This window comes from Pseudomonas sp. BRM28, assembly GCF_002939405.1.
Classification (GTDB): Bacteria; Pseudomonadota; Gammaproteobacteria; order Pseudomonadales; family Pseudomonadaceae; genus Aquipseudomonas; species Aquipseudomonas palmensis.
This window is the reverse complement of the sequence record NZ_PEFV01000001.1, coordinates 2,198,840-2,222,194: the sequence shown is the minus strand read 5'-3', so window position 1 is coordinate 2,222,194 and position 23,355 is coordinate 2,198,840. Positions and strand designations below refer to the sequence as shown.

24 protein-coding genes and 2 pseudogenes are annotated in these 23,355 nt (G+C 60.0%); 11 read left to right on the top strand and 15 right to left on the bottom strand.

The genetic code is table 11. The features are described from left to right. Positions 1-3 precede the first annotated feature (3 nt). On the bottom strand, positions 4-372 hold the full coding sequence (gene sdhD, locus CR917_RS10655) for a succinate dehydrogenase, hydrophobic membrane anchor protein (protein ID WP_043863140.1): 369 nt from the start codon (positions 370-372) through the stop codon (positions 4-6). Continuing rightward, a complete protein-coding gene (gene sdhC, locus CR917_RS10650; RefSeq protein WP_088515660.1) occupies positions 366-752 on the bottom strand; it encodes a succinate dehydrogenase, cytochrome b556 subunit in 387 nt (128 codons plus the stop codon). The genes sdhD and sdhC overlap by 7 nt, the downstream gene beginning before the upstream one ends. Positions 753-1,102: 350 nt before the next feature. Between sdhC and gltA the strand changes: the two genes are divergently transcribed. Further along, complete coding sequence (gltA, locus tag CR917_RS10645; protein ID WP_043863142.1) at positions 1,103-2,392, top strand: citrate synthase; 1,290 nt, start codon at positions 1,103-1,105, stop codon at positions 2,390-2,392. A 134-nt stretch (positions 2,393-2,526) separates the two neighbouring features. On the opposite strand, the gene CR917_RS10640 is transcribed toward gltA, so the two are convergent. The 9 genes from CR917_RS10640 to CR917_RS10600 form a co-directional block, all read right to left on the bottom strand. Continuing rightward, positions 2,527-3,132, bottom strand: a complete 606-nt coding sequence (locus CR917_RS10640) for an START domain-containing protein (RefSeq protein ID WP_058541861.1) — start codon at positions 3,130-3,132, stop codon at positions 2,527-2,529. A 35-nt stretch (positions 3,133-3,167) separates the two neighbouring features. Further along, positions 3,168-3,422: a YkgJ family cysteine cluster protein gene (locus CR917_RS10635; protein ID WP_043863144.1), complete on the bottom strand. Its 255-nt coding sequence runs from the start codon at positions 3,420-3,422 to the stop codon at positions 3,168-3,170. A 127-nt stretch (positions 3,423-3,549) separates the two neighbouring features. Then, the gene (locus CR917_RS10630; protein WP_043863145.1) at positions 3,550-4,080 is read right to left on the bottom strand and encodes a hypothetical protein; all 531 of its coding nucleotides are present in this window, start codon (positions 4,078-4,080) and stop codon (positions 3,550-3,552) included. Between the two features lie 67 nt (positions 4,081-4,147). Further along, complete coding sequence (locus CR917_RS10625; RefSeq protein WP_043863146.1) at positions 4,148-5,593, bottom strand: PLP-dependent aminotransferase family protein; 1,446 nt, start codon at positions 5,591-5,593, stop codon at positions 4,148-4,150. 189 nt (positions 5,594-5,782) lie between these two features. Then, a complete protein-coding gene (locus tag CR917_RS10620; RefSeq protein WP_043863147.1) occupies positions 5,783-6,592 on the bottom strand; it encodes an OmpA family protein in 810 nt (269 codons plus the stop codon). Then, positions 6,589-6,942: a DUF4398 domain-containing protein gene (locus CR917_RS10615; protein WP_043863148.1), complete on the bottom strand. Its 354-nt coding sequence runs from the start codon at positions 6,940-6,942 to the stop codon at positions 6,589-6,591. Before CR917_RS10615 ends, CR917_RS10620 begins: the two co-directional genes overlap by 4 nt. A gap of 9 nt (positions 6,943-6,951) precedes the next feature. Next, positions 6,952-7,758 carry an ABC transporter substrate-binding protein gene (locus CR917_RS10610; RefSeq protein WP_244988700.1) on the bottom strand — a complete coding sequence of 269 codons (807 nt, stop codon included), beginning with the start codon at positions 7,756-7,758 and terminating at the stop codon, positions 6,952-6,954. 94 nt (positions 7,759-7,852) lie between these two features. After that, the gene (locus tag CR917_RS10605) at positions 7,853-8,782 is read right to left on the bottom strand and encodes an electron transfer flavoprotein subunit alpha/FixB family protein (protein ID WP_104572265.1); all 930 of its coding nucleotides are present in this window, start codon (positions 8,780-8,782) and stop codon (positions 7,853-7,855) included. Then, complete coding sequence (locus CR917_RS10600; RefSeq protein ID WP_043863151.1) at positions 8,783-9,532, bottom strand: electron transfer flavoprotein subunit beta/FixA family protein; 750 nt, start codon at positions 9,530-9,532, stop codon at positions 8,783-8,785. It abuts the gene before it with no gap. Positions 9,533-10,075: 543 nt separating this feature from the next. On the opposite strand from CR917_RS10600, the gene CR917_RS10595 reads away from it, so the two are divergent. After that, positions 10,076-11,740 carry an electron transfer flavoprotein-ubiquinone oxidoreductase gene (locus CR917_RS10595; RefSeq protein WP_043863152.1) on the top strand — a complete coding sequence of 555 codons (1,665 nt, stop codon included), beginning with the start codon at positions 10,076-10,078 and terminating at the stop codon, positions 11,738-11,740. Positions 11,741-11,796: 56 nt separating this feature from the next. Here the strand turns inward: CR917_RS10595 and CR917_RS10590 are convergent. Then, positions 11,797-13,016 (bottom strand): IS3 family transposase gene (locus tag CR917_RS10590; protein WP_104571780.1). Its coding sequence is split into 2 segments (ribosomal slippage): positions 11,797-12,668 and positions 12,668-13,016, totalling 1,221 coding nucleotides; the frame shifts between segments, so codons are not numbered across the junction. A 55-nt stretch (positions 13,017-13,071) separates the two neighbouring features. On the opposite strand from CR917_RS10590, the pseudogene CR917_RS28050 reads away from it, so the two are divergent. The 9 genes and pseudogenes from CR917_RS28050 to gdhA all read left to right on the top strand — a co-directional run. Further along, a pseudogene (locus CR917_RS28050) lies at positions 13,072-13,276 on the top strand (RHS repeat-associated core domain-containing protein); the annotation flags it as partial. Positions 13,277-13,616: 340 nt separating this feature from the next. After that, positions 13,617-13,973: a hypothetical protein gene (locus CR917_RS27070; RefSeq protein WP_146095001.1), complete on the top strand. Its 357-nt coding sequence runs from the start codon at positions 13,617-13,619 to the stop codon at positions 13,971-13,973. Positions 13,974-14,266: 293 nt separating this feature from the next. Continuing rightward, positions 14,267-14,548, top strand: a pseudogene (locus CR917_RS27065) (hypothetical protein); the annotation flags it as partial. 129 nt (positions 14,549-14,677) lie between these two features. Continuing rightward, a complete protein-coding gene (locus tag CR917_RS27060) occupies positions 14,678-15,064 on the top strand; it encodes a hypothetical protein (protein WP_146094999.1) in 387 nt (128 codons plus the stop codon). 307 nt (positions 15,065-15,371) lie between these two features. Continuing rightward, the gene (locus tag CR917_RS27055; protein ID WP_146094998.1) at positions 15,372-15,758 is read left to right on the top strand and encodes a hypothetical protein; all 387 of its coding nucleotides are present in this window, start codon (positions 15,372-15,374) and stop codon (positions 15,756-15,758) included. A gap of 113 nt (positions 15,759-15,871) precedes the next feature. Then, entirely contained in the window at positions 15,872-16,510 is a 639-nt protein-coding gene (locus tag CR917_RS10580; RefSeq protein ID WP_256589648.1) for an SMI1/KNR4 family protein, read from the top strand. 217 nt (positions 16,511-16,727) lie between these two features. After that, positions 16,728-16,991, top strand: coding sequence for a PAAR domain-containing protein (locus CR917_RS10575; RefSeq protein WP_054916267.1), 264 nt, complete (start codon positions 16,728-16,730; stop codon positions 16,989-16,991). 120 nt (positions 16,992-17,111) lie between these two features. Then, complete coding sequence (gene ettA / locus CR917_RS10570) at positions 17,112-18,776, top strand: energy-dependent translational throttle protein EttA (RefSeq protein WP_043860207.1); 1,665 nt, start codon at positions 17,112-17,114, stop codon at positions 18,774-18,776. A gap of 265 nt (positions 18,777-19,041) precedes the next feature. Beyond that, positions 19,042-20,379 (top strand): NADP-specific glutamate dehydrogenase, encoded by a 1,338-nt coding sequence (gene gdhA, locus CR917_RS10565; protein ID WP_043860208.1) that lies wholly within the window; start codon positions 19,042-19,044, stop codon positions 20,377-20,379. On the opposite strand, the gene CR917_RS10560 is transcribed toward gdhA, so the two are convergent. From CR917_RS10560 to CR917_RS10550, 3 genes are all read right to left on the bottom strand, one after another. Next, complete coding sequence (locus CR917_RS10560; protein WP_054916265.1) at positions 20,376-20,864, bottom strand: GreA/GreB family elongation factor; 489 nt, start codon at positions 20,862-20,864, stop codon at positions 20,376-20,378. The two genes, gdhA and CR917_RS10560, sit on opposite strands and share 4 nt — an antisense overlap. 67 nt (positions 20,865-20,931) lie before the next feature. Beyond that, a complete protein-coding gene (locus CR917_RS10555; protein WP_043860210.1) occupies positions 20,932-21,282 on the bottom strand; it encodes a hypothetical protein in 351 nt (116 codons plus the stop codon). 155 nt (positions 21,283-21,437) lie between these two features. Then, a complete protein-coding gene (locus tag CR917_RS10550; protein ID WP_104572263.1) occupies positions 21,438-23,291 on the bottom strand; it encodes a DUF4105 domain-containing protein in 1,854 nt (617 codons plus the stop codon). Between the last annotated feature and the right edge of the window lie 64 nt (positions 23,292-23,355).

Genomic DNA, 23,355 nt, shown 5'->3' with positions numbered 1-23,355 from the left:
GAATCAGATACCCCAGAGAATCTGCACACCCCAGACGAAGTACGCGAACATCGCGACACCACATACCGCCTGGAACAGGAAACGAACTGCAGTCGCCGACTTGCCCAGCGCCATCGGCGTCAGGTAGTCAGTGGCAATGGTCCACATGCCGACCCAGGCGTGAGCGCCCAGGGCAACGAGGGCCAGCAGACTGAAGATCCGCATCGCGTTATGGGAGAACAGGGCGTGCCACTGGGCATAGTCGATGCCAGGGTGCGCCACCAGGTAGCCGATCAGAAAAATGAAGTAAGCCGCGAGAACGACCGCAGAAACGCGCTGCGCCATCCAGTCATAGAGGCCCGAACGCGACAGGTTCGTGACATTAGTTACCATATCCAAACTCCCGCCAGAACGATCACCACCACGGAAATGGCGATAACGATTTTCGAGCCCAGTTTGCCGCCTTCCAGCGTCTCACCGATGCCCATGTCCATAATCAGATGGCGCACACCGGCAACCAGGTGATACAGCAAGGCGGACAGAAGGCCCCACGCCACGAATTTGGCCAGCGGACTGGTCAGGCATGCCTTCACCTCGGCAAAACCTTCCTCGGAACTCAGGGATTGGCTCAATGCGTACAGCATGATGCCCAGGCCCAGAAAGAGGATGATGCCGGAAACACGGTGAAGAAATGACGTAACGCCGGTAATGGGGAGTTTGATGGTCCTTAGGTCTAGGTTTACAGGTCGTTGGCTTTTCACGGCTTTTTTCACACTGAAGAGCCCCTAGCAAGCAGGGCAAAGTTGTTGGTAAGTGTACTGGTCAGGTACCCACCACCCAGGGAGTGACGACCCCAGAAAAGCGGGCTTTAAAGCCCCTGGCGGTCGGGTGCCGAGTATAGACAGTTAGGCTACTAATGACAACGTGAAGCCCTAGCCCAAATAGCGCATTGCCTTTGGCGAACAAAAGGCGTAAACGGGCCGCAATTTCGCGGAAAAACAGCGCCCAAAGCCCTTTACAACCGTGCTTTAGGCAAATTGACATTCGAATTTATCTCACTATAGTGGTGCGGGCCCTGCGTGGGGGGTCTGTCTGATGATTTCAAGCATTAATAGGAGGCCACATGGCTGACAAAAAAGCGCAGTTGGTCATCGAGGGCGCAGCCCCCGTCGAGCTGCCCATTTTAACCGGCACCGTTGGTCCCGATGTTATCGACGTTAGAGGGTTGGGGGCCACGGGTCACTTCACTTTCGACCCTGGTTTCATGGCGACCGCATCGTGCGAGTCCAAGATCACCTACATTGACGGCGACAAGGGCATCCTGCTGCATCGCGGCTACCCGATCGAACAGCTCGCCGAGCAATCCGACTACCTGGAAACCTGCTACCTGCTGCTCAACGGCGAACTGCCGAATGCCGAGCAGAAGGCTCAGTTCGTCAGCACCGTCAAAAATCACACCATGGTGCACGAGCAGTTGAAGTCGTTCTTCAACGGCTTCCGCCGCGACGCCCACCCGATGGCCGTCATGTGCGGCGTGGTTGGCGCCCTGTCGGCGTTCTATCACGACTCGCTGGACATCAATAACCCGCAGCACCGGGAAATCTCGGCCGTGCGCCTGGTCGCCAAGATGCCGACCCTGGCCGCGATGGTCTACAAGTACTCCATGGGCCAGCCCATGATGTACCCGCGCAACGACCTGACCTACGCCGAAAACTTCCTGCACATGATGTTCAACACCCCGTGCGAGATCAAACCGATCAGCCCGGTGCTGGCCAAGGCAATGGACCGGATCTTCATCCTCCACGCCGACCACGAACAGAATGCGTCGACCTCCACCGTACGCCTGGCGGGCTCCTCGGGCGCCAATCCGTTCGCCTGCATCGCTGCCGGCATCGCTGCACTGTGGGGCCCTGCCCACGGCGGCGCCAACGAAGCCGTGCTGACCATGCTCGACGAAATTGGCGATGTCTCGAACATCGACACCTTCATCGCCAAGGCCAAGGACAAGAACGACCCGTTCAAGCTGATGGGCTTCGGTCACCGCGTCTACAAGAACCGCGACCCGCGTGCCACCGTGATGAAGCAGACCTGCGACGAAGTGCTGCGCGAGCTGGGCATCACCAACGATCCGCAGCTGGAACTGGCCATGCGCCTGGAAGAGATCGCCCTGACCGATCCGTACTTCATCGAGCGCTCGCTGTACCCGAACGTCGACTTCTACTCGGGGATCATCCTCAAGGCGATCGGCATCCCTACCAGCATGTTCACCGTGATCTTCGCCCTGGCGCGGACCGTCGGCTGGATCTCGCACTGGAAGGAAATGCTCTCCAGCCCGTACAAGATTGGCCGTCCGCGCCAGCTGTACACCGGCTACGAGTCACGTGACATCGTCAAACTGGAAGACCGCAAGTAAGCCAAACGGCTCGCCTGCAACAACAAGAAAGGCTGCCCTCGGGCAGCCTTTTTTGTTGCGTAACGCTTCATGCAGGAGGAGCAAGCCTTGGCGGCCCCTACAGTTGAGGCATATTGCAGCCTACCATCAAACTGTTACGGTTTCTCCGCCCGCTCCTTCAACGCCTTGAGCGTATTGAACGGCGCATCGACCACGAACTTGTTCGCCACCATCGCTGGCACACTCCCGCCTGGCTCGGTGTGCACCTGGTATGTCACCTCGGTAGTGTCACCCTTGGGCACCAGCTTCCAGAAACCCTGCACTTCAGCCACCCGCACATAGCCTTTTTCTTCCGGCAGGTACTTGGGCACACCCTCCAGCTTGCGGGTCAGGCTGCCGTCAGCACCTTCGCTGGTGGTTACATGGATGATCGAATCGCGCGGGGTGACCGGCCACGGCGTATTGAACTGGGTGTAGGTCCAGCTCTGGTCACCCTCGTGCTTGAGCAGCTTCTGGCTCTTGCACTCGTGAATCCAGGCACAGGCCCCGGCCACGTCTTCCTGCAGCGCCCGGACCTTGGCCAGCGGCGCCTTGATGGTCGTCACGCCCTGATAGGCCTTGTAGTTCGAACCACTCACTTCGCTCAGCGATACCTTGATGCCATCCGCTTGCTTGGCAACCTTCCAGTCTTCAGCCTGCGCCACCGACATGAACATCGCACTCAGACCACAAATCACCGCTACCCGCTTCATCGAACCCATCGTGTTGTTTTCCTTGTTTGCGAAGTTCCACTCACTCAAGCCGCCGTCACTTGCTCCAGCCAACCGATGATCCTGATCGCCTCGTCGCGATCATTGCCGCAGGTGTCCACCTCCGCCTGGAAGCCCGAGCACACCGCCGGCCGTTCAGGCTGGCCGAACAGGCTGCAGAGGTTGTGCTCGGACAGTTGCACACAGCGTTCGCCAGCCGGCTTGCCGTGCGGCATGCCAGGAATGGGCGAGCTGATGGAAGGGGCAATGCAGCAAGCGCCACAGCCTTCACGGCAGTTCATGACGACATGGACCTCGGCCTAACAAATGATGGGTGAATGGGGATAGTAACCGCTAAAACAGGTGTTTGAAATTACCGCTCAGATGAAATATCGCCGCGCAGAATGTGACCGGCAGGTCGAGCAGCGTTTATTGCTTGAACTCGAAATCGATGGCTGCACCCTCAATGTCCTGACGGGCATCATTGCGCAACTGCAATTGCATTTCGTTGCTGATCAAGCGGCCATTGAGCTGGAACGGGCTGTCCGCGGCAGGCTTTTCTTCGAACAACGACGGCAGCAGCGGACGTCGCACACGGACTTCCTCCTGACTGCTCGGCTGCAGGTCCTTGACCATCTCCGGGGGCAGGCTCAGATCCAGGCGCGCCTTGGGCAAGGGCGCGGCAATCACCTCGGAGGCCTTGCGCTTGCCCGACTTTACCGCCTTGGCCGGCGTCTTCCTGGGGTCGCCAGCCTTGGTCTTGGGTTGCGCCTTGGGCTTGGCCTGTGGCTTGGCACTCGCTTTTACCGGGGCCTGGGTCGAAGGCTTCCGGTCCGGTGCCGGGGCAGCCGACGCCTGTGCCAGCAGTATCGGCCCCGGTCCGGGCACAGCCAGTGCCGGGCCCGTTGCACACAGGCCCAGCGCACACAACATCACGGCAGCACAGCTCAACGCTTTCATAGGCAACGAGACGTATTCATGAGTCGCACATGCTCCTTGTTCCTGCAGTCGCTGGCAAGCCCGCGATCTAGAGGTATCCGCCCGAGGCGGTTTCCTGGCAAAGCTGATGGGCCAGCATCCCCAATGTCAGCAGCGCCCGCTCAGCCTCGCGGTTCCACGGAATGCCGCAGTTGAGGCGAATGCAGTGGTTGAACTGCTCCGTGTTACTGAAGATCAGCCCGGGCGCGATGCTGATGCCCTGCTGCAAGGCACGTACATGCAACTCCTGGGTGTTGACCCGCCCCGGCAGGCTGACCCACAGGATGAAGCCCCCGGTAGGCCGGCTCATCTGGGTGCCTTCCGGAAAGTGCTGCTGTACCGCCAGCTGGTAGGCACTGAGGTTCTTGCGATATTCCTGGCGAATGTAGCGCAGATGGCGGTCATAGCCACCATTTTCAAGGTAGGCCGCCACCCCCATCTGCGTCACACTGCACGCCGAGTGCGTGGTAAAGGTCTGCAGTCGCTGAATTTCCTGCTGATAGTTGCCCGCGATCATCCAGCCGATACGCACCCCCGGCGACAGGGTCTTGGAAAAGCTCGAGCAATAGATCACCCGCCCCAGCCGGTCGAAGGCCTTGAGTGCCTTGGTGCGCCCTTGCTCGAACATCAGCTCGCCGTAGATATCGTCCTCGACGATCTGGATATTGAAATCCGAGGCCAGGCGCAGCAACTGCTTCTGGCGTTCCTCGGGAATGGTGCCGCCCAGCGGGTTGCTCAACCGCGCAGTCAGCACCAGCGCCTTGATCGACCACTGGTTGGCCGCCAGTTGCAGGGCCTCCAGGCTGATGCCGGTGGCCGGGTCGCTGGGGATCTCGATCACCTTGAGCCCCAGCAGGTCCGCCAGTTGCAGCAGCCCGTAATAGGTGGGCGACTCGGCGGCGATCAGGTCGCCTGGCCGGGTCAGCACCCGCAACGACATCTGCAGCGCATCGACGCAACCGTGGGTCACCACCACTTCGGACGGGTCGACCACCACCCCGGCGTCGCGCATGCGAATGGCGATCTGCCGGCGCAGCGGCTCGAAACCCGGGCTGAACATGTAGCTGAACGCGCGCGGGCTCTGGAACCGCGTGACCTTGGCCAGTTGCTGGTGCAGCGCCCGCACCGGCAGGTAGTCCACATGCGGAACCGCCGCCCCCAGCGGGAACACCCCATCACGCCGGGCTTCGGTCAGTACCTGCTGGATGATGCTGCTGCGCGTGACCAGCCCTGGACGCTCGACCCGCGCGATGTCCGGGGTCTGCGCAGTCAGGGCCGGGGTCTGGTGGACGTAGTAGCCCGATTGCGGCCGAGCGCGAATCAGCCCCTGGTCCTCGAGGTTGGCATAGGCCTGCAGCACGGTGGCATGGCTGACATTGAGCTGCGAGCTCATCTTGCGTACCGACGGTACGCGCTCACCGGGCTGATAGACGCCGCGGCGGATGTCTTCCGCCAGTTGCTGGGCGATGCGCTGGTAGAGCAACAGATTGGTCATGGGACGGATCTCGAAACGCGGGCTATCTAATTGTTCTTGTACAGTCGGCGAAGAATACCGGAACAGTGCATAAGTGTACGGGCACAGATGCCAGAATAGTCGACTACACAGTTGTGTGACAGCGGCTTTTTCAAGCTTTGCGGCATAAAAAAACCGGTGACTATCACCGGTTTTTTGTTTACCTCGACCTCAGCGCGGCGCGCCCAGGTGGCCTTTCTCGTCGGAAAACACGATCTCCACCCGACGGTTCTGCGCCCTGCCCCGCTCCGAGGCATTGGCCTCGATCGGGTACTGGTCGCCATAGCCTTCGACCTGGATGCGTTTTTCGTCGACGCCCAGGTCGACCAGCATGTCCGCCACGGCCTGCGCACGATCACGCGACAGCGTCAGGTTGTCCTCGGGAGTGCCGGTGCTGTCGGTATACCCCTCGATGCGCACAACGCGCCGGGGGTTGAGCTGCAGAAACTGCACCAGCTTGAGCACGGTACGGCTGGCGGAGTTCTTCAATTCGGCCTGCCCGGTATCGAACAGCACGTCACCCAGGGTCATCACCAGGCCACGGTCGCTCTGGGTCGTGGCCAGGCTGACGATCTGCGCCTCCAGCCATTTGCCCTGCTGCTGCACGCTGACCAGCTTGGCTTCGCGCAGGGCCAGCTGCAGGCGCTGGCGCTCCAGTTCGAGCTTGGCCAGGCGCTCCTGATTGAGCACCAGGTTGCTGTGCTCGCGGGCAATCTCGCTGTAGCGCTGACTCAGGTAGGCGTAATGGCGCACGTCCGCACCACTGCCCACGTAGCTGGACAACCGCTCGGCACGGGCCAGCGACTCGCCGGCGCGGATCACGTCACGCGGCGCACTGCGCAGCACATTGGAATCGTCCTTCACTGCCTGGAAACTGGCGGCGGCCTGGTCGAGGGCGGTTTCGCTGCGCTCGCTGGCGCAGCCCTGCAACCCCAGCACACCTGCACACAACACGGCCACCAAGGGCTTGATCGAACTCACTGTTGCTCCCCCAACTGCTTGCGCAGACGATTGACCCGCGATTGCAGCAGCGACAGCTGCTCCTGACTCTTGAGGGTCAGCACCCGGGCTTCGGCCAGCCGCGCATCAAGTTCGGCCTGCTCGGCGCGCAGCCGCGCATCACGGTACGACTCGCTGGCCATGTTGCTGCGGGCGCGGGCAAGCTTGTCTTCGGCCAGCTTCAGCTCGGCCACTTCGTCGGTGGCACCGACGGCCTTGGCCTGCTCCAGCGCCTGTTCGGACAGGCGCATCTGCTCGTGGGGCGCCGGGTCGGCAGCGCAACCGGCCAGGGCCAGTAACGCCATGGCAGCGAAAAGCGGTTGAGTTCTCACACAATCTTCCTACTGTTTGGGGGCGTCGAGCGGTTGCTGCAGCTGCGCCTTCCAGCGCTCGACATTGCGTTGCAGTACTGCCTGAGGCACGCCTGAGGCCGGCAATTCTGTCAGTTTTTTGGCCAGCTGTCCGCGCAACCAGGCGTCATTGCACGCCGAATTGTGCGACAGCGCCAGGTACAGCCCGGGCCGATCCAGCGGCAGGCCGCGGGCGATCAGGTCGTTGGCCATGCCAAGGGTCTGCGCCATGGCCATGCCGGCGTAACGCCCGGCCAGCACATAGTCGACCTGGCCAAGCAAAAGCTTCTGGAATGCCTGGGTCAGGTTCTGCGCCGGCGCCAGCTTCAACTGGTCCTTGGCAAACTGGGCGAACGCCGGGGTCAGTCTGGCCTTCTCCGAGATCGCGCCCTGGTGCTGGTGCAGATCGGCCAGGCCGTCGTAGGCCAGCGTGGAGTCGTGCCGGGTCCACACCAGGTAGTCGTTCTGCAGCAGCGCCGGGTGGATGAAGTCGACGCGGGTCAGGTCTTCAGTGGCCAGCGGCGCATCCACCAGCAGGTCCATGCGTCCGCTGCGCACTTCATCCTGCGCCTCGTTGCGCTTGCCTGCGTACAGCACCTCGACCTTCAGCCCAAGCTCCGTCGCCACCTGCTTGAGCAGGTCGACGTTGGCGCCAATCAGGTGCCTGGGGTCCTGCGGGTCGCGCCAGGCATAGGGCGGCGCATCGGGGCTGCCGGTCGCCACCAGACGCTCGCACTTGCCCACCGCCAGCGCCGCCGTGGGCAAGCAGGCAAACCCCAGCAATCCCGCCATCGCCATTCGGCCAAGCCACCCCATGCACATGCCTCCCTTGCGTCGCGAAATAAAAAAGCCCGATCAAAAGACCGGGCTCTTTATAAGTGAAGCGGCTGGATTAAACCAGCTTCTCCAGCTCAGGTACGGCTTCGAACAGGTCGGCGACCAGGCCGTAGTCGGCCACCTGGAAGATCGGCGCCTCTTCGTCCTTGTTGATCGCAACGATCACCTTGGAGTCCTTCATGCCGGCCAGGTGCTGGATCGCGCCGGAGATACCGACGGCGATGTACAGCTGCGGCGCAACGATCTTGCCGGTCTGGCCGACCTGCATGTCGTTGGGCACGAAGCCTGCGTCGACCGCGGCGCGCGAAGCACCCACGGCGGCGCCGAGCTTGTCGGCCAGCGCGTACAGGTGCTTGAAGTTGTCACCGTTCTGCATGCCGCGTCCGCCGGAAACGACGATCTTGGCAGCGGTCAGCTCAGGACGATCGGACTTGGCCAGCTCTTCGCCGACAAATGCCGACTTGCCCGCATCGTGGGCAGCGCCAACCGCTTCGACAGCAGCCGAACCACCTTCGGCGGCAACGGGGTCGAAGCCGGTGGCACGCACGGTGATGACCTTGACCGCAGCGCTCGATTGCACGGTGGCAATGGCGTTACCGGCGTAGATCGGACGCTTGAAGGTGTCAGCCGACTCGACCGCGATGATCTCGGAGATCTGGTCGACGTCCAGCAGCGCGGCAACGCGCGGCAGGATGTTCTTGCCGTTGGAGGTGGCAGGTGCCAGCACGTGGCTGTAGGCCTTGCCAAGCTCGGCCACCAGCGGCGCGACGTTTTCCGGCAGCTGGTGCGCATAGGCAGCGTTGTCGGCTACCAGCACCTTGGCCACGCCAGCGATTTTCGCGGCAGCTTCGGCAACGCCACCCACGTTCTGGCCAGCGACCAGTACGTGGATATCGCCACCGATTTTCGCGGCGGCAGCAACGGTGTTCAGGGTCGCCGGGGCAACGGCGCCGTTTTCGTGTTCAGCGATAACCAGGATAGTCATTTAGATTACCTTCGCCTCGTTCTTCAGTTTCTCGACCAGTTCAGCCACCGACTTGACCTTGATACCAGCGCTGCGTGCAGCTGGCGCTTCGACTTTCAGGGTCTTGTTGGTAGAGGCGGTGGAAACGCCCAGCGCGTCCGGAGTCACAGTCTCCAGCGGCTTCTTCTTGGCCTTCATGATGTTCGGCAGCGACGCATAGCGCGGCTCGTTCAGACGCAGGTCGGTGGTCACGATCGCCGGCAGGTTCAGAGCAACGGTCTGCAGGCCGCCATCGATTTCACGGGTGACGTTGACCTTGTCGCCGGCCACTTCCACCTTGGAGGCGAAAGTACCCTGGGCATAACCGGTCAGCGCAGCCAGCATCTGGCCGGTCTGGTTGTTGTCGCTGTCGATGGCCTGCTTGCCAAGGATGACCAGCTGCGGCTGCTCCTTGTCGACCACAGCCTTGAGCAGCTTGGCCACGGCCAGCGAGGTCAGCTCTTCAGCCGACTCGACCAGCACGGCGCGGTCGGCACCCAGTGCCAGGGCGGTACGCAGCTGCTCCTGGGCAGTGGCCGGGCCGACGGTAACGACGACGATTTCGCTCGCCACGCCCTTCTCTTTCAGGCGCACGGCTTCTTCTACGGCGATTTCGCAGAAGGGGTTCATGGACATCTTGACGTTAGCAAGGTCTACGCCGGAGTTGTCCGCCTTGACGCGAACCTTGACGTTATAGTCGACCACTCGTTTGACAGCTACAAGAACCTTCATGGATTCCTCGTTACTCTCCGGTGAAAAGAATGTCGCCTGGGCAGAACCGGGCGATTGCGCGTGGGTACAAGGGCACCTCCAAAAACGAACGCGAGCAGGTGAAATTCAACTGACTGTGCAGTCTGTTCTCGACGCTTGCGCGCAAAACCCGTGGGTCATTGTTTGTCGTGGCGTGTAAACTCCACTACAAAGGCGGGTCCTGGCGTAACTGCCCTGCTTTTTGCCTGGTTTTTAGGGGTGCTCCTGCATCCGACGGTCAGCCTACGGCGAGCGTAAAACCGCCCGTATCTTGACCGTAACGCCCAATCCGGTCAATACGGCAAACCAGCCAGCTTCAAGCCGTGCGTCTTTGATTTTACTGGGCTGCGGCAAATTCAAACAAACGTTTGTATTGGACCTCGCAAGTGGTGTAGATATAATGCGCGGCCAAGAGAAAGCGGTGTAGTCCGTCATCACCCGAGCTACACACCCGGGTACTTCGAAATGACCGCCTGACACCCGCCAACAAAGAAAAACCGATGAGCCTTGAGTAGGAGAGAACCTGTGGAACGCGAATACATGGAATTCGACGTGGTCATCGTCGGCGCTGGCCCGGCAGGCCTGTCCGCCGCCTGCCGACTGAAGCAGAAGGCCGCCGAAGCCGGTAATGAAATCAGCGTCTGCGTGGTCGAGAAAGGCTCCGAGGTCGGTGCACACATTCTCTCCGGTGCGGTGTTCGAGCCGCGTGCCCTGAACGAACTGTTCCCGGACTGGAAAGAACTCGGCGCGCCACTGAACACCGAGGTCAAGCGCGACGACATCTACGTGCTGCGCGACGCCAGCAGCTCGGTCAAGGTGCCCGATCTGTTCGTGCCCAAGACCATGCACAACGAAGGCAACTACATCATCTCGCTGGGCAACCTGTGCCGCTGGCTGGCCCAGCAGGCCGAGAACCTGGGCGTGGAAGTCTACCCAGGCTTCGCTGCCCAGGAAGCGCTGTTCGATGAAAACGGCGTGGTCCGCGGGATCATCACCGGCGACCTGGGTGTCGACCGCGAAGGCAACCCCAAGGAAGGCGTATACACCCCCGGCATGGAACTGCGCGGCAAGTACACGCTGTTCGCCGAAGGCTGCCGTGGGCATATCGGCAAGCAACTGATCAAGCGATTCGACCTGGACAATGCCAGCGACGTGCAGCACTACGGCATCGGCCTCAAGGAAATCTGGGAAATCGACCCGGCCAAGCATCAGCAAGGCCTGGTGATCCACACCGCCGGCTGGCCGCTGGACGTGATGAGCACCGAGAACACCGGCGGCTCGTTCCTGTATCACCTGGAAAACAACCAGGTGGTGGTCGGCCTGATCGTCGACCTGTCGTATGCCAACGCCTACCTCTCCCCATTCGACGAGTTCCAGCGCCTCAAGCACCACCCGGTGCTCGCCCAGTACCTGGAGGGTGGCAAGCGCATCAGCTATGGCGCCCGTGCCCTGGCCAAGGGCGGCCTGAACTCGCTGCCGAAAATGGTATTCAAGGGCGGCGCGCTGATCGGCTGCGACCTGGGAACCATGAACGTGGCCAAGATCAAGGGCAGCCACACCGCCATGAAGTCCGGCATGCTCGCAGCCGAAGCGGTGGCCGATGCGCTGCTGGCCGGTAGCGAGGGTGGCGACGAACTGACCGCCTACGTCGACGGCTTCAAGGCCAGCTGGCTGTACGAAGAACTGTTCGCCAGCCGCAACTTCGGCCCGGCGATGCACAAGTTCGGCCCGATGCTCGGCGCGGCATTCAACTATGTCGACCAGAACTGGTTCGGCGGCAAGCTGCCGTTCACCCTGCACGACACCAAGCCGGACTACGCCTGCCTCAAGCTGGCGGCCGACTCGAAGAAGATCGATTACCCCAAGCCCGATGGCAAGTTGAGCTTCGACAAGCTGAGCTCGGTGTTCCTCTCCAGCACCAACCATGAAGAAGAGCAGCCGTGCCACCTGAAGCTGACCGACCCGAGCATTCCGATCGGCACCAACCTGCCGTTGTACGACGAACCGGCGCAGCGCTACTGCCCGGCCGGCGTATACGAGGTGATCAGCCAGGAAGACGGCAGCAAGCGCTTCCAGATCAACGCCCAGAACTGCGTGCACTGCAAGACCTGTGACATCAAGGACCCTTCGCAGAACATCACCTGGGTGACCCCGGAAGGTGCTGGCGGCCCGACTTACCCGAACATGTAAGTACCGCTGTCTAGTCCTGAAATAGGTTTACACCTGTTCAGGTAGGCCGATAGGCCTCAAAACGCCCGATGCACCGCATCGGGCGTTTTGTTTTTCAGGGCCATATGGGGCCGTTCTGTGTTGTAGATCTGCACTGCCTCATCAACCATCTGCCTCGCTTGCTCCAGATCTTCAGGTCTGCTTAACAGCAGCTCCATCTTGAGGATTCCGTTGATTCGCTCAGCCAGCGCGTTCTGGTAGCAGTCATACCCATCAGTCATGGAGCACTGAACGCCGTGCCGTTGGTGCAGTGACTGGTATAGCGCCGAGCAATATTGGATGCCTCGATCCGAATGGTGGACTAATGGCTGGCGACGACGTCGCTTTCGTAAGGCCTGCTTGAAGGCTTGCGCTACTGACTCGGCATGCAGGCTTTCATGGACGTGGTGACCAACAATTTTCCTGGAGTACGCGTCCGTTACCAGGCTCAGGTACAGCGGGCCGTTACGTGCGGGCAGATAAGTAATGTCGGCAACCCAGACGTGCTCCGGCCTTGTCGGAACGACTTGGCTTGGACCGGGCTTGATTAAGTTGGGATGGCGGTAGAAGCGATGAAAGCTCTGTGTTGTCTTGTGGTATGCCCGCTTGGGCAGTACCAGCAAACGGCGCTCTCCCAAGACCTGAAACAGCCTATCTCGGCCGACCTGGAATCGTTTGTCAGGTTGGCAATGCAGCAAATAGTGCAGCTTACGGGTACCCAGACGGGGCTGGCGCAGCCGGACTTGCTGAACAAACTGAACCACCCGATCTGCCTGGCGCTCTTTGCCATCAGCAGCTCGGTTGCGCTTGTAGTAAGCCTGTCGACTGATGCCTAGAAACTGACAAGCCCTGGCAATGCTCAGTCCTGCGACTTGACCTTGCGAGAGGACTTGCCGGATCGCTTTTTTACGACCGAGACACCATAGTCATTTTTCAGAACATCAACGACCGTTTCAAAGAACTGGGCCTTCTGGCTCATCAGCTCAAGCTGCTGCTCAAGCTCTTTGATTCGCTGCTCTGGAGTGAGCATTTTGGGGTCAGACATCGCGCAGCTCCTCTCGTCGCGGATCGAGGCCCCCTGGCTCCAATCCTGCCGACCGTGCTTACGCAACCATACCAGAACCGTCGACCGTCCCTGGATGCCATACCGCACCTGGGCCTGCTTGTAGGTCAGTTCGCCTTTTTCAATCTGATCAACCACCGCCAATTTAAAAGACAGTGAGTAATCACGCTGTGTGCGCTTTACACCTTGCTCCATCTGACTCTCCGGAAATTCGGGATGGGAGGTGTAAACCTTATTCAGGACGGGACAGAAACAGGTGGGGTTGAACAACCCGATCCGCTTTCAGGGCCAGTATCACGACCATGAGACGGGACTGCATTACAACCGGTATCGGTACTATGATCCGGCGGTTGGGCGGTTTGTTGGGCAGGATCCGATTGGCTACCTGGGCGGCTTCAATCTCTACCAATATGTTCCGAATCCGATTGATTGGATCGATCCTTGGGGGCTGGCTCGGATCAAGAATGCTGTTGAAGGTGATAGGCGGCATCAAGAGTTTAATGCACGAATGAGTGCTCAGCACCCTAATGCTACGATACAGAGCGAATGTTATCTTCGAGATGCTAACGGAAAGTCAGTAAGAGACCCTGTGACGAATGAGCGGAGGAGGGTTGATACTGCAGTAATTGAGAATGGCAAGGCGGACACTTATGAGGTTACAAGTATGACTGCGGATAAGACGGATCAGCTTATGAAGGAACAGAATATCCGGGATGAGGGCGGAACGTTCATTCGTGATAGAAGTACAAAAAAACTTGTACCTGTTATGGGGATTTCAGAGGTTGTTAGGCTGCCATGACAATAAAAAATAACTTTGCTGTTTGGGGGGCGGTTAGTGAATTGGTTTCCGCTTATAAGAAAATGAATAGTGAAAATGAGTTGGTGGATGATATCGAGTCTCAGGATCTTGTGAAGAAGGCGATAGCTGCTAAGTATGATTTTTTTTATCGAAATGGGCTTTTGCTTGTAAATCCATTTTCGGAAGAAGGGGAGCTTATAGATAGGGTGTATAGGAGAAAAGATTTTTCTGATGAAGGATTTGAGCTATGTCGGAAAAAGGTACCAGCCTGGATGAGAAGTAAAGCGTCAAAGAAAAATCCTCCGGATATTTCTGCACTTGAAAAAGCCTTGAAGGACATGAGGGGGGCTTAATTGCGCAAGGTGTATGCGCAAATTTCGGAAAGTATGGCGGAAGAAATGGCCATGAGTGGGGATTGTGAAAGGGTTCATTTGAACGTTGCCGTTAATTACACGCCCTGATGTTGACTGCACCGCTACTAGGGGCTGTATGAAAAGTCTTGAGACGAAGGTCAGGCAAGACGAAAACAGCCTAGGAAGCGGAGTTTACGGGTTGTAAATGAGCATTCCGAGGTTGTTTTCAACGCAGCATCGCCGAGTATCAAGGCTTTTCGTACCGAGCCTAGAACGACAAGCTCAAGGACTAGTACAGCTATGACGCCTTTGGGCGTCGGTTGCACAAGCACTCGACGGCGCATTACTGGAACAAACCTGAAGCCGGTACTGGCTGGAACCAGCTTGAGCGAGCAAAGCGCCAGCGCGAGCTGAACTGCGGCTTCACCCTGTTCGGCTGGGACGGCGACTCCCTCGCCTTGGAAAGCTCGCCTGCGCAGGATGAAGGTGACACCGGGCGCACGGTGCACTACCTGTACGAACCGGGGAGCTTTGTGCCGGTGGCGCAGGCTCTGCGCAAGGCCCCGATACGGTTGTCTCCGCCTGAAAATATCAAAAGCGGGCATGGCCCGGGTGCGGTTCACATTCCGCCAAACCAAGTCCCTAAAGAATGGAGCGTCATTCCCCCCCGGGGGCTGAACCATCACAACCGATAAGAGGTTAAAGTGCTTAACGAAGCAGCAAGTAAAATATTCGATGACTATTATGGTTTTGATGATGGTTTGATCAAATCATTTGAATATGATTTTTTTCACGCGGATGCATTGAGAATAAAAATAGATGTGTATGCTAGGAACTATGAACTCGAAGGTGATGTGTGGCGAACTGTTCGAATAATTATTGATGGTGTCAGTGAGGTGCGGTCTGTGTTCGAAGCGGGTGCTTTTAATGTTATTTGCTCTCGTGTGAAGCTATTGAATTTTGATGGTAAATGGTGTGTTGAGGTCGATGGAGACTTTGGTGATATCCCTATATCGCTGGAGGCAATTAGAAGCTACAGTATGTGCTACGTTCTGGGGGAGAGGGTGGAAGTGCTGGAGGTCGATGAATAACGTAGCAGCTTAATGTCGGATGCTGTTTGGGAGTGGCTGGTTAAAATTGTTTTCAGATTAACTGGAAGGGTTAGTTAGGTTTGCTGGAGGATTGGGTCGATTTCACGATGGTATCGTGAACACTTTTAGTGTGAGTTTACGCGGCACGGTACAGCTGCGTCAGGTCATGGGCACCTTCTAGATCCTCCCGGTAACTTCAAGAGTGCACATGGATCCGGCGCGGTACATGTTCACCCAAGCAAGGTTCCAGACGGTTGGAGTATTATTCCACCTGGCACCAAGCCTTCGCAGCCATTAGGTGGTTGAAATGTTTAATGAAGACGCAGTTGGGCTTGTTGACGGATTTGATCGATTCAATGATGGAGTAATGAACTATTTTAAGTATGAATTTTTGGGGGACGGTACGCTTTCTGTGCATATCGAATTCTGCGCCCGTGATTACAGGATTGAGGGGAATGTATGGAAAAGGGTCAGGGTGATTGTTGCTCACGTTGACGAAGTTCGTTCTACATTTTCTGGTGGGCAAACAAATGTTGTATGCTCTGGTGTCAAGCTTTTGAAATTCGGTGAGGTGTGGTGTGTTGAGGTGGATGGAGATTACGGGCCAAATGATCCATCTTCTCTTGAAGAAATTAGAAAGTACGGTTCTTGCTACATAACTGGCGATACTGTCGAGGTGGTTGAGGTTGAGTGAGTTGTATTTTTTGTGCTCGGACGTGGCGCAGGTTAAAGCAGTTACTGGCATGTGAACGAAAATACAAGCGACCTCATGCGGCGTGATCGACCAGGCCATAGCGTGCCAAGGAGTTGGATCTCAAATTCTGTTACATGATGGAGCCGTTTCAGGGTGTTACCGATCTGGCATATTCGCAGGACAGCGCAGTGTCCTCAGACGTTTTGAAAACCTGCTTCAATCACTACTTGCTGCACGATGATCCTCTGGACGTGAGTCAGGGCCACCAATACAGTGCTCAACGCGGGATTCTTGTAGCCTCCAGTGATGGACATCGAAACCGAATGTCAAAAACGCGTGTCATCGGCACAACGCTTTCTGCAATCGCTTCTGCAGAGAAGGAACTGAACAGAACGTTCCCCACATCCTTTTCCCGCTGGCTGCTTGCCAACAATGGACGGTCACTGGGTGGCCTGGTGGTGTTCCCCGTGTTCGACAGCCGAGACCCGAGGAAGACCTGGGACTCGATCGTCCGAAATTACACGTCAGGGTGGCAGGCGTGGCTGGAAAATTTCTCGCAATCGCCTGAGCGTTTTGCACCGCTGTTGCCCTTCGCAGAGTTTGGAACAGGTGATTATTATTGCTTCGATTATGACGCGCGAGGCGCCTCAGGCGAACCTGCCGTGGTGTTGTGGGATCATGAAACGGGCAGTGCCCGCCGTGTTGCGGATGACTTTGAGCAGTGGCTGAGTAGCGTTGATCCTGCTCCTTAACGATCATCAGTAGCCCTGGATGGCTTGAATGTTTGACAGCGACTATGAGGATCTGGGCAGCCCAGCGTGATACCCGCTCGATGACGCCCGCCTTCCCACGACATGCAACGGCATGTTGATGTTCAGCCCTCTTCCAATCAGGCACCATCGGACGTGAGTGCAAAGGCCTGCACCTCCACACGTAATACATCCCATCACACAAGGACGGACCCACCTCATGAAAGACATTGTTCGCCTGGGCGATGCCACCACCCACGGTGGCGTGGTACTCGAAGCCTTTTCCAACACCAACCTCAATGGCAAGCCGATTGCCGGGGTAGGGCACAGCGTCAGTTGCCCCCTGTGCAAAGGGGTATTTCCCATTGCCGAGGGCAGCAGCACCTACAGCGTCGGCGGTACGCCCGTGGCGCTGGATGGCATGAAGACCGCCTGCGGCGCCGCGCTGATCGCCAGTGGCCCCAAGGGCGCAGTCATCAGCTAGGCATTGCCCGCAACGTGCACTTTCCCCCCCGGCCGCACCGCCAGTCGCGACGATGGCCGGGGTACCCAATTGTGTCTACAATCAGCTCCTTTGATTGACCTACTTACTGGAGCTCACGTTTTGGCTCAATACGTCTACACCATGCATCGGCTGAGCAAAGTTGTGCCGCCGAAGCGGGAAATCCTCAAGAACATTTCGCTGTCCTTTTTCCCCGGCGCCAAGATCGGCGTACTCGGCCTCAACGGTTCGGGTAAATCCACCCTGCTGAAAATCATGGCCGGCGTCGACACCGAGTTCGACGGCGAAGCGCGTCCGATGCCCGATCTGAATGTCGGCTACTTGCCGCAAGAGCCGCAACTGGACCCGACCAAGACCGTGCGTGAAGTGGTCGAAGAGGCCGTCAGCGTGATCAAGGACGCCCAGGCCCGCCTGGACGAGGTCTACGCCGCCTATGCCGACCCGGACGCCGACTTCGACAAGCTGGCCGCCGAACAGGCCAAGCTGGAAGCGATCCTGCAGGCCAGCGACGGTCACAACCTCGAGCGCCAGCTGGAAGTCGCCGCCGACGCGCTGCGCCTGCCGGCCTGGGACGCCAAGGTCGAACACCTGTCCGGTGGCGAGAAGCGCCGCGTGGCCCTGTGCCGCCTGCTGCTGTCGGCCCCCGACATGCTGCTGCTCGACGAACCGACCAACCACCTGGATGCCGACTCGGTCGCCTGGCTGGAGCACTTCCTGCACGACTTCCCGGGCACCGTGGTCGCGATTACCCACGACCGTTACTTCCTGGACAACGTCGCCGGCTGGATTCTGGAACTCGACCGCGGCGCCGGTATTCCTTACGAGGGCAACTATTCGGGTTGGCTGGAAGCCAAGTCGGACCGCCTGGCCCAGGAGTCCAAGCAGCAGTCGGCCCATGAAAAGGCCATGAAGGAAGAACTGGAATGGGTGCGCAAAGGCGCCAAGGCCCGCCAGTCCAAATCCAAGGCGCGTCTGCAACGCTTCGAAGAAATGCAGTCGCAGGAATTCCAGAAGCGCAGCGAAACCAACGAGATCTACATCCCGGCCGGCCCGCGCCTGGGTGACAAGGTCATCGAGTTCAAGAACGTCACCAAGGGCTACGGCGACCGCGTTCTGATCGACAACCTGTCGTTCAGCATGCCAAAAGGCGCCATTGTCGGTGTGATCGGCGGTAACGGCGCCGGTAAATCGACCCTGTTCCGCATGCTGATGGGCAAGGAGCAACCGGACTCGGGCAGCATCGAGATCGGTGAAACCGTGCAACTGGCCTGCGTCGACCAGAGCCGCGAAGACCTGGACGGCGGCAAGACCGTGTTCCAGCAGATCTCCGACGGTTCCGACCAGATCCGCATCGGCAACTACGAGATCCCGGCGCGTACCTACGTGGGGCGCTTCAACTTCAAGGGCGGCGACCAGCAGAAGTTCGTCAAGGACCTCTCCGGTGGTGAGCGTGGCCGCCTGCACCTGGCGTTGACGCTCAAAGAGGGCGGCAACGTGCTGCTGCTCGACGAACCGTCCAACGACCTCGACGTCGAAACCCTGCGTTCGCTGGAGGAAGCCCTGCTGGACTTCCCGGGCGCCGCTATCGTGATCTCTCACGATCGGTGGTTCCTTGACCGTGTGGCTACCCACATCCTGGCCTACGAAGACGATTCGCAGGCGGTGTTCTTCGAAGGCAACTACACCGAGTACGAAGCCGATCGCAAGAAGCGCCTGGGTGAAGCCGCTGCCCAGCCGCACCGGGTACGGCACAAGAAACTGGCATGACCTTCACGGTCTTGCACTGAAACGGGGCCTTCGGGCCCCGTTTTTTTTGCCTGGAATCCGGGTGAATCCTTCGCCGGCAAGGCCGGCTCCTACAGGGTTGTGCGATCTCCTGTAGGAGCCGGCTTTGCCGGCGAAGGTGTATACATTTATAGAAATGCACCATTTATTTCCATAAAAACGACATTTTGCCCTGTTGCGGTGCGAGTGGTTCTTGGTAAAGTCCTGAAAAAACTAATAAGTCCAACTCTATCTGGTGAATGTCTAAATGATCGAATCCGTCGAAGACTTCCTCGCACGCCTGCAAAAACGCGACCCTGCCCAGCCCGAGTTCCATCAGGCCGTGGAAGAGGTACTGCGCAGCCTGTGGCCCTTCCTCGAAGCCAACCCGCACTACCTGCAGGCCGGTATTCTCGAACGCATGGTCGAGCCGGAGCGGGCCATTCTGTTCCGTGTATCGTGGGTCGACGACAAGGGCAGGGTGCGTGTCAACCGTGGCTACCGCATCCAGATGAGCAGCGCCATCGGCCCATACAAGGGCGGCCTGCGTTTCCACCCTTCGGTGAACCTCGGCGTGCTGAAGTTCCTGGCCTTCGAACAGGTACTCAAGAATTCCCTCACCTCGCTGCCCATGGGCGGCGGCAAGGGCGGCTCGGACTTCGACCCCAAGGGCAAGAGCGACGCCGAAGTCATGCGCTTCTGCCAGGCATTCATGAGCGAGCTGTACCGCCACATCGGCGCCGACCTCGACGTGCCGGCCGGTGACATCGGCGTAGGTGGTCGCGAAATCGGCTTCCTGTTCGGCCAGTACAAGCGCCTGGCCAACCAGTTCACCTCGGTGCTGACCGGCAAGGGCATGAACTACGGCGGCAGCCTGATTCGCCCCGAAGCCACCGGCTACGGCTGCGTGTACTTCGCCGAAGAAATGCTCAAGCGCGACGGCCTGCGCATCGACGGTCGCCGTGTGGCCATCTCCGGCTCCGGCAACGTGGCGCAATATGCCGCGCGCAAGGTCATGGACCTGGGCGGCAAGGTCATCTCGCTGTCCGACTCCGAGGGTACCCTGTACTGCGAAGCCGGCCTGAACGATGCGCAGTGGGATGCGCTGATGGAGCTCAAGAACGTCAAGCGCGGCCGCCTGAGCGAGCTGGGCGGCGAGTTCGGCCTGGAGTTCCGCGCCGGCCAGCGCCCTTGGAGCCTGGCCTGCGACATCGCCCTGCCGTGCGCCACCCAGAACGAGCTGGACGCCGAAGACGCACGCACCCTGCTGCGCAACGGCTGCATCTGCGTGGCCGAAGGCGCCAACATGCCGACCACCCTGGACGCCGTGGACCTCTTCATCGAGGCCGGCATCCTGTTCGCCCCGGGCAAGGCCTCCAACGCCGGCGGCGTGGCCGTCAGCGGCCTGGAGATGTCGCAGAACGCCATGCGCCTGCTGTGGACGGCCGGCGAGGTGGACAGCAAGCTGCACAACATCATGCAGTCGATCCACCATGCCTGCGTGTACTACGGCGAAGAGAACGGCCGCATCAACTACGTCAAGGGCGCCAACATCGCCGGCTTTGTCAAGGTTGCCGACGCCATGCTGGCCCAGGGCGTGGTCTAGGCCTGCGGCTCGATGGCGACGACCTCGATCAGTTGATCACCCGCCGGTCGTCGCCACAGCACCTCGTCACCGGGCGCTGCCCCCAGCAGTGCCCGGCCCAGGGGTGACCCCCAGTTGATCAGGCCACTGGCGGCATAGGCCTGGTCTTCGCCGACCAGTTGCACTTCATGCTGGCGGCCTTCTTCATCGACAAACACCACCCGGCTACCGATCTGCACCTTGCTCTGCGAGGTGGCGGGTGCGGCCACCTGGGCGCTCTGCACGCGGGCGCTGAAGTAGCGCAGGTCGCGCTCGACCTCGGCCAGGCGTTGTTTGTCGGGGTCGCCCAGCAGCGTGCTGCGCAGGGTCTCCAGTTCGCTGACCCGCTGCTTGAGCAGGGTCAGGCCCTGGGCGGTGACGTGGTTGGGTTGTTCGCTGATGCGCCGCTCTACCGGTTGATTGGCCTGATCGGCGGCCTGGTCTTCGTTGACGAATGCTCGGCTCATGGTTGGCCTCCTTTGTAGGAAGACCATGATGCGCGGTCACCGGTTGCATCGAATGTTCGAGGGCGACCTATTGGCGTCGATAGGCGCGGGCGGCGTCGCGGTCCTTTTCCTGCTGCCACTGCTGGTCCCGCTCGTCCCAGTGGCGGCTGCGGTAGGTGTCCTGGTCCTGGCTCTGCTGCATGGCCTGGCACTGGCGAAAGCCGTCGTCCCAGCCGGTCTCGTACTGGCGGTCGTGCAGATAGCGCGGCACGTCCTTGCGAAACTCGCCCATCATCACGCCTGCGGCCTGGTGGCCGCTGCTGCAGCCGGCCTGGAAGCCGTCGGCGTAGGGGGCAGGGTAGCCTTGCTCGATCAGTTGATCGTGGGTGCTGGCGCAACCGCCCAGCATCATTGCCACCAGTACCCAGTGCCCGCGCATGTTCGAACTCTCCACCTGTTGGGGGGAAGTCTAGGTGCTGGTGTGTGCAAGAGAGGTCAAAAAGATGTCAAACAATTGGATCGCATCGCGGGTCAAGCCCGCTCCCACAAGGTTTCTCACTGCCCTTGTGGGAGCGGGCTTGACCCGCGATGACTTCAGTAGTTGTACCACTTCACCTCGAGCATCACCTCGTTCTGCGCCGTCGCCAGCTGGCTGAACTCGCGCCTGGCACTCAGGCGCAGGCCCAGGTTGCGCGACAGTTCCCACTGCTGGTTGAGGCTCAGGCTGCGGCGGACCTCGCCATTGGTGAAGTAGTCGCCCTTGGCCTCCAGGCTCAGGTTGCCCAGCCCGTTGCGCCACAGCACGCCGGTGTTGAACCCTGCCGCGGGTGCGATGAACCCGGCAAAGTCATTGTTGTGCTCCACCCGCACCGTGCCCAGGGCAAACCCGAGCATGTCCTCGCCCAACTGCCAGGTGCCCCCGGCGCCGCCATTCACATGGCTGACCAGCACCTCGTTCTCATGCTTGCCCAGCACCCGTTCCAACCCGCCGGCCACCTGCCACGACCACGGCTTGAGCAGGTCGTTGCGCGGCGTCAGCGAGCGGATCGTGGCCAGGTCCAGGCGCTGCACCTGCCAGTCGTTGTGTTCGTACTGGCGCACCTTCAGTTGCAGGATCTCGATCTGCGCCCCCAGCGGGAAGCCGTAGGCGTTGTCGTTGAGGTCGTGATAGGCCATGCGCAGCCCGTACTCGGCAAAGGCCCGGTCTTCTCGGGTACCCACGCCCAGGTGCCAGGTGCGCGACTCGTGGCCGTCCTCCGGCAGCCCGGGGCGTTCGATCTGCAACGGCGGTGGCGGGTTGCGGTTGATCGCGCGCAGCAACTCGAAGCTGCGCCTGGCCCGCTCCGAGTCGCGCTCCAGGCCATTGGCGCGGTAGCGCTCCAGGCGATAGGCGGCGTCCTGCACCAGCGCCTGGCGCTCGCGCGGCAGCTCGGTGAAGGCGGGGCTCTGCAGTTGCGCGGTGTCGGCGCTCACGGCCAGCACCTGCTGCTGTTCGGCATGGTCCAGCGGTTTGGCCCGCTCCAGCAGCTCGCGCTCGCGCGATGGGCGGTAGTCGGTACGCGCCACCAGCCCGGACTGTTTCACCGCCTTGACCGTGTCGGTGGGGATCGCCGTGAGCGGGAACTGCGAGGTCAGGTCCAGGCTCGGCCGTGCCACCTGCAGCAGTTCGAGCAGGCGATACGAGCAGTTTTCGTCGAAGAAGAAATAGTCGAACTGGATCTGCTTGAGTTCCCAGATGTGCTCGACCATGCGCCCGGTTTCCTCGGGCGTGAGGTTCAGCCGGTATTCCCACAGGTCGCGGTTTTCCAGGCTGCGGTATTCGGACAGCTTCTCCTGGTAGGGCACCAGCGCGAACAGGCCGGGGTAGCCGCCCATCAGGCCCTTCCAGGCATACAGGATGCTGTTGTCGTTGCCCTCGATGTAGGCGCCGAAGTTGATCGCGTAGCTCAGCAGTGCGGTGTTGTCGCTCTGCACGTCGGCCTGGTCGATACGCAGCAGCGTGTGCCCGAACATCGACGAGGGGCTGTTCAGGTAGGCCGCCGGGAAGATCATCACCGCGCTGTGCGGCGACACGTCCGAGTACCACTGGGTGTAGGCCTTGCAGTCCGGCGCCGGCAGGTCGGTGAGCTGCAACTGCTCGCGCAGCCAGCGGGTGCGCGCCGGGAATACGCATTGCGCGTGCTGGTCGCCCAGGCTGGCCGGGGCGTACAGCGCCTCATAGGTGGCGCGCAGTTCCTGGTCAGGGTGGTGCGCACCGTCCTTGGCCAGGAAGAATTTGGGGTCGTCCACGTAGCTGCGCCATCCGCCGAGCTTGGCGGTTTCGTAATGGCCCAGGGAGATCCAGTAGCGGTCGTTGGCCAGTGCGTGCAGACGAGCATCGTCCAGCACGGTAGCAGCGTGCAGCGGGGCGCAGGCACAGAGCGCCAGGTAGGCAAGGCGTTTGAGCATGTCGGGCAACTACGTCTGAATGATGCCGATAGAGGCGGGCAAACAAACCCGCCCCGTGGTCGGG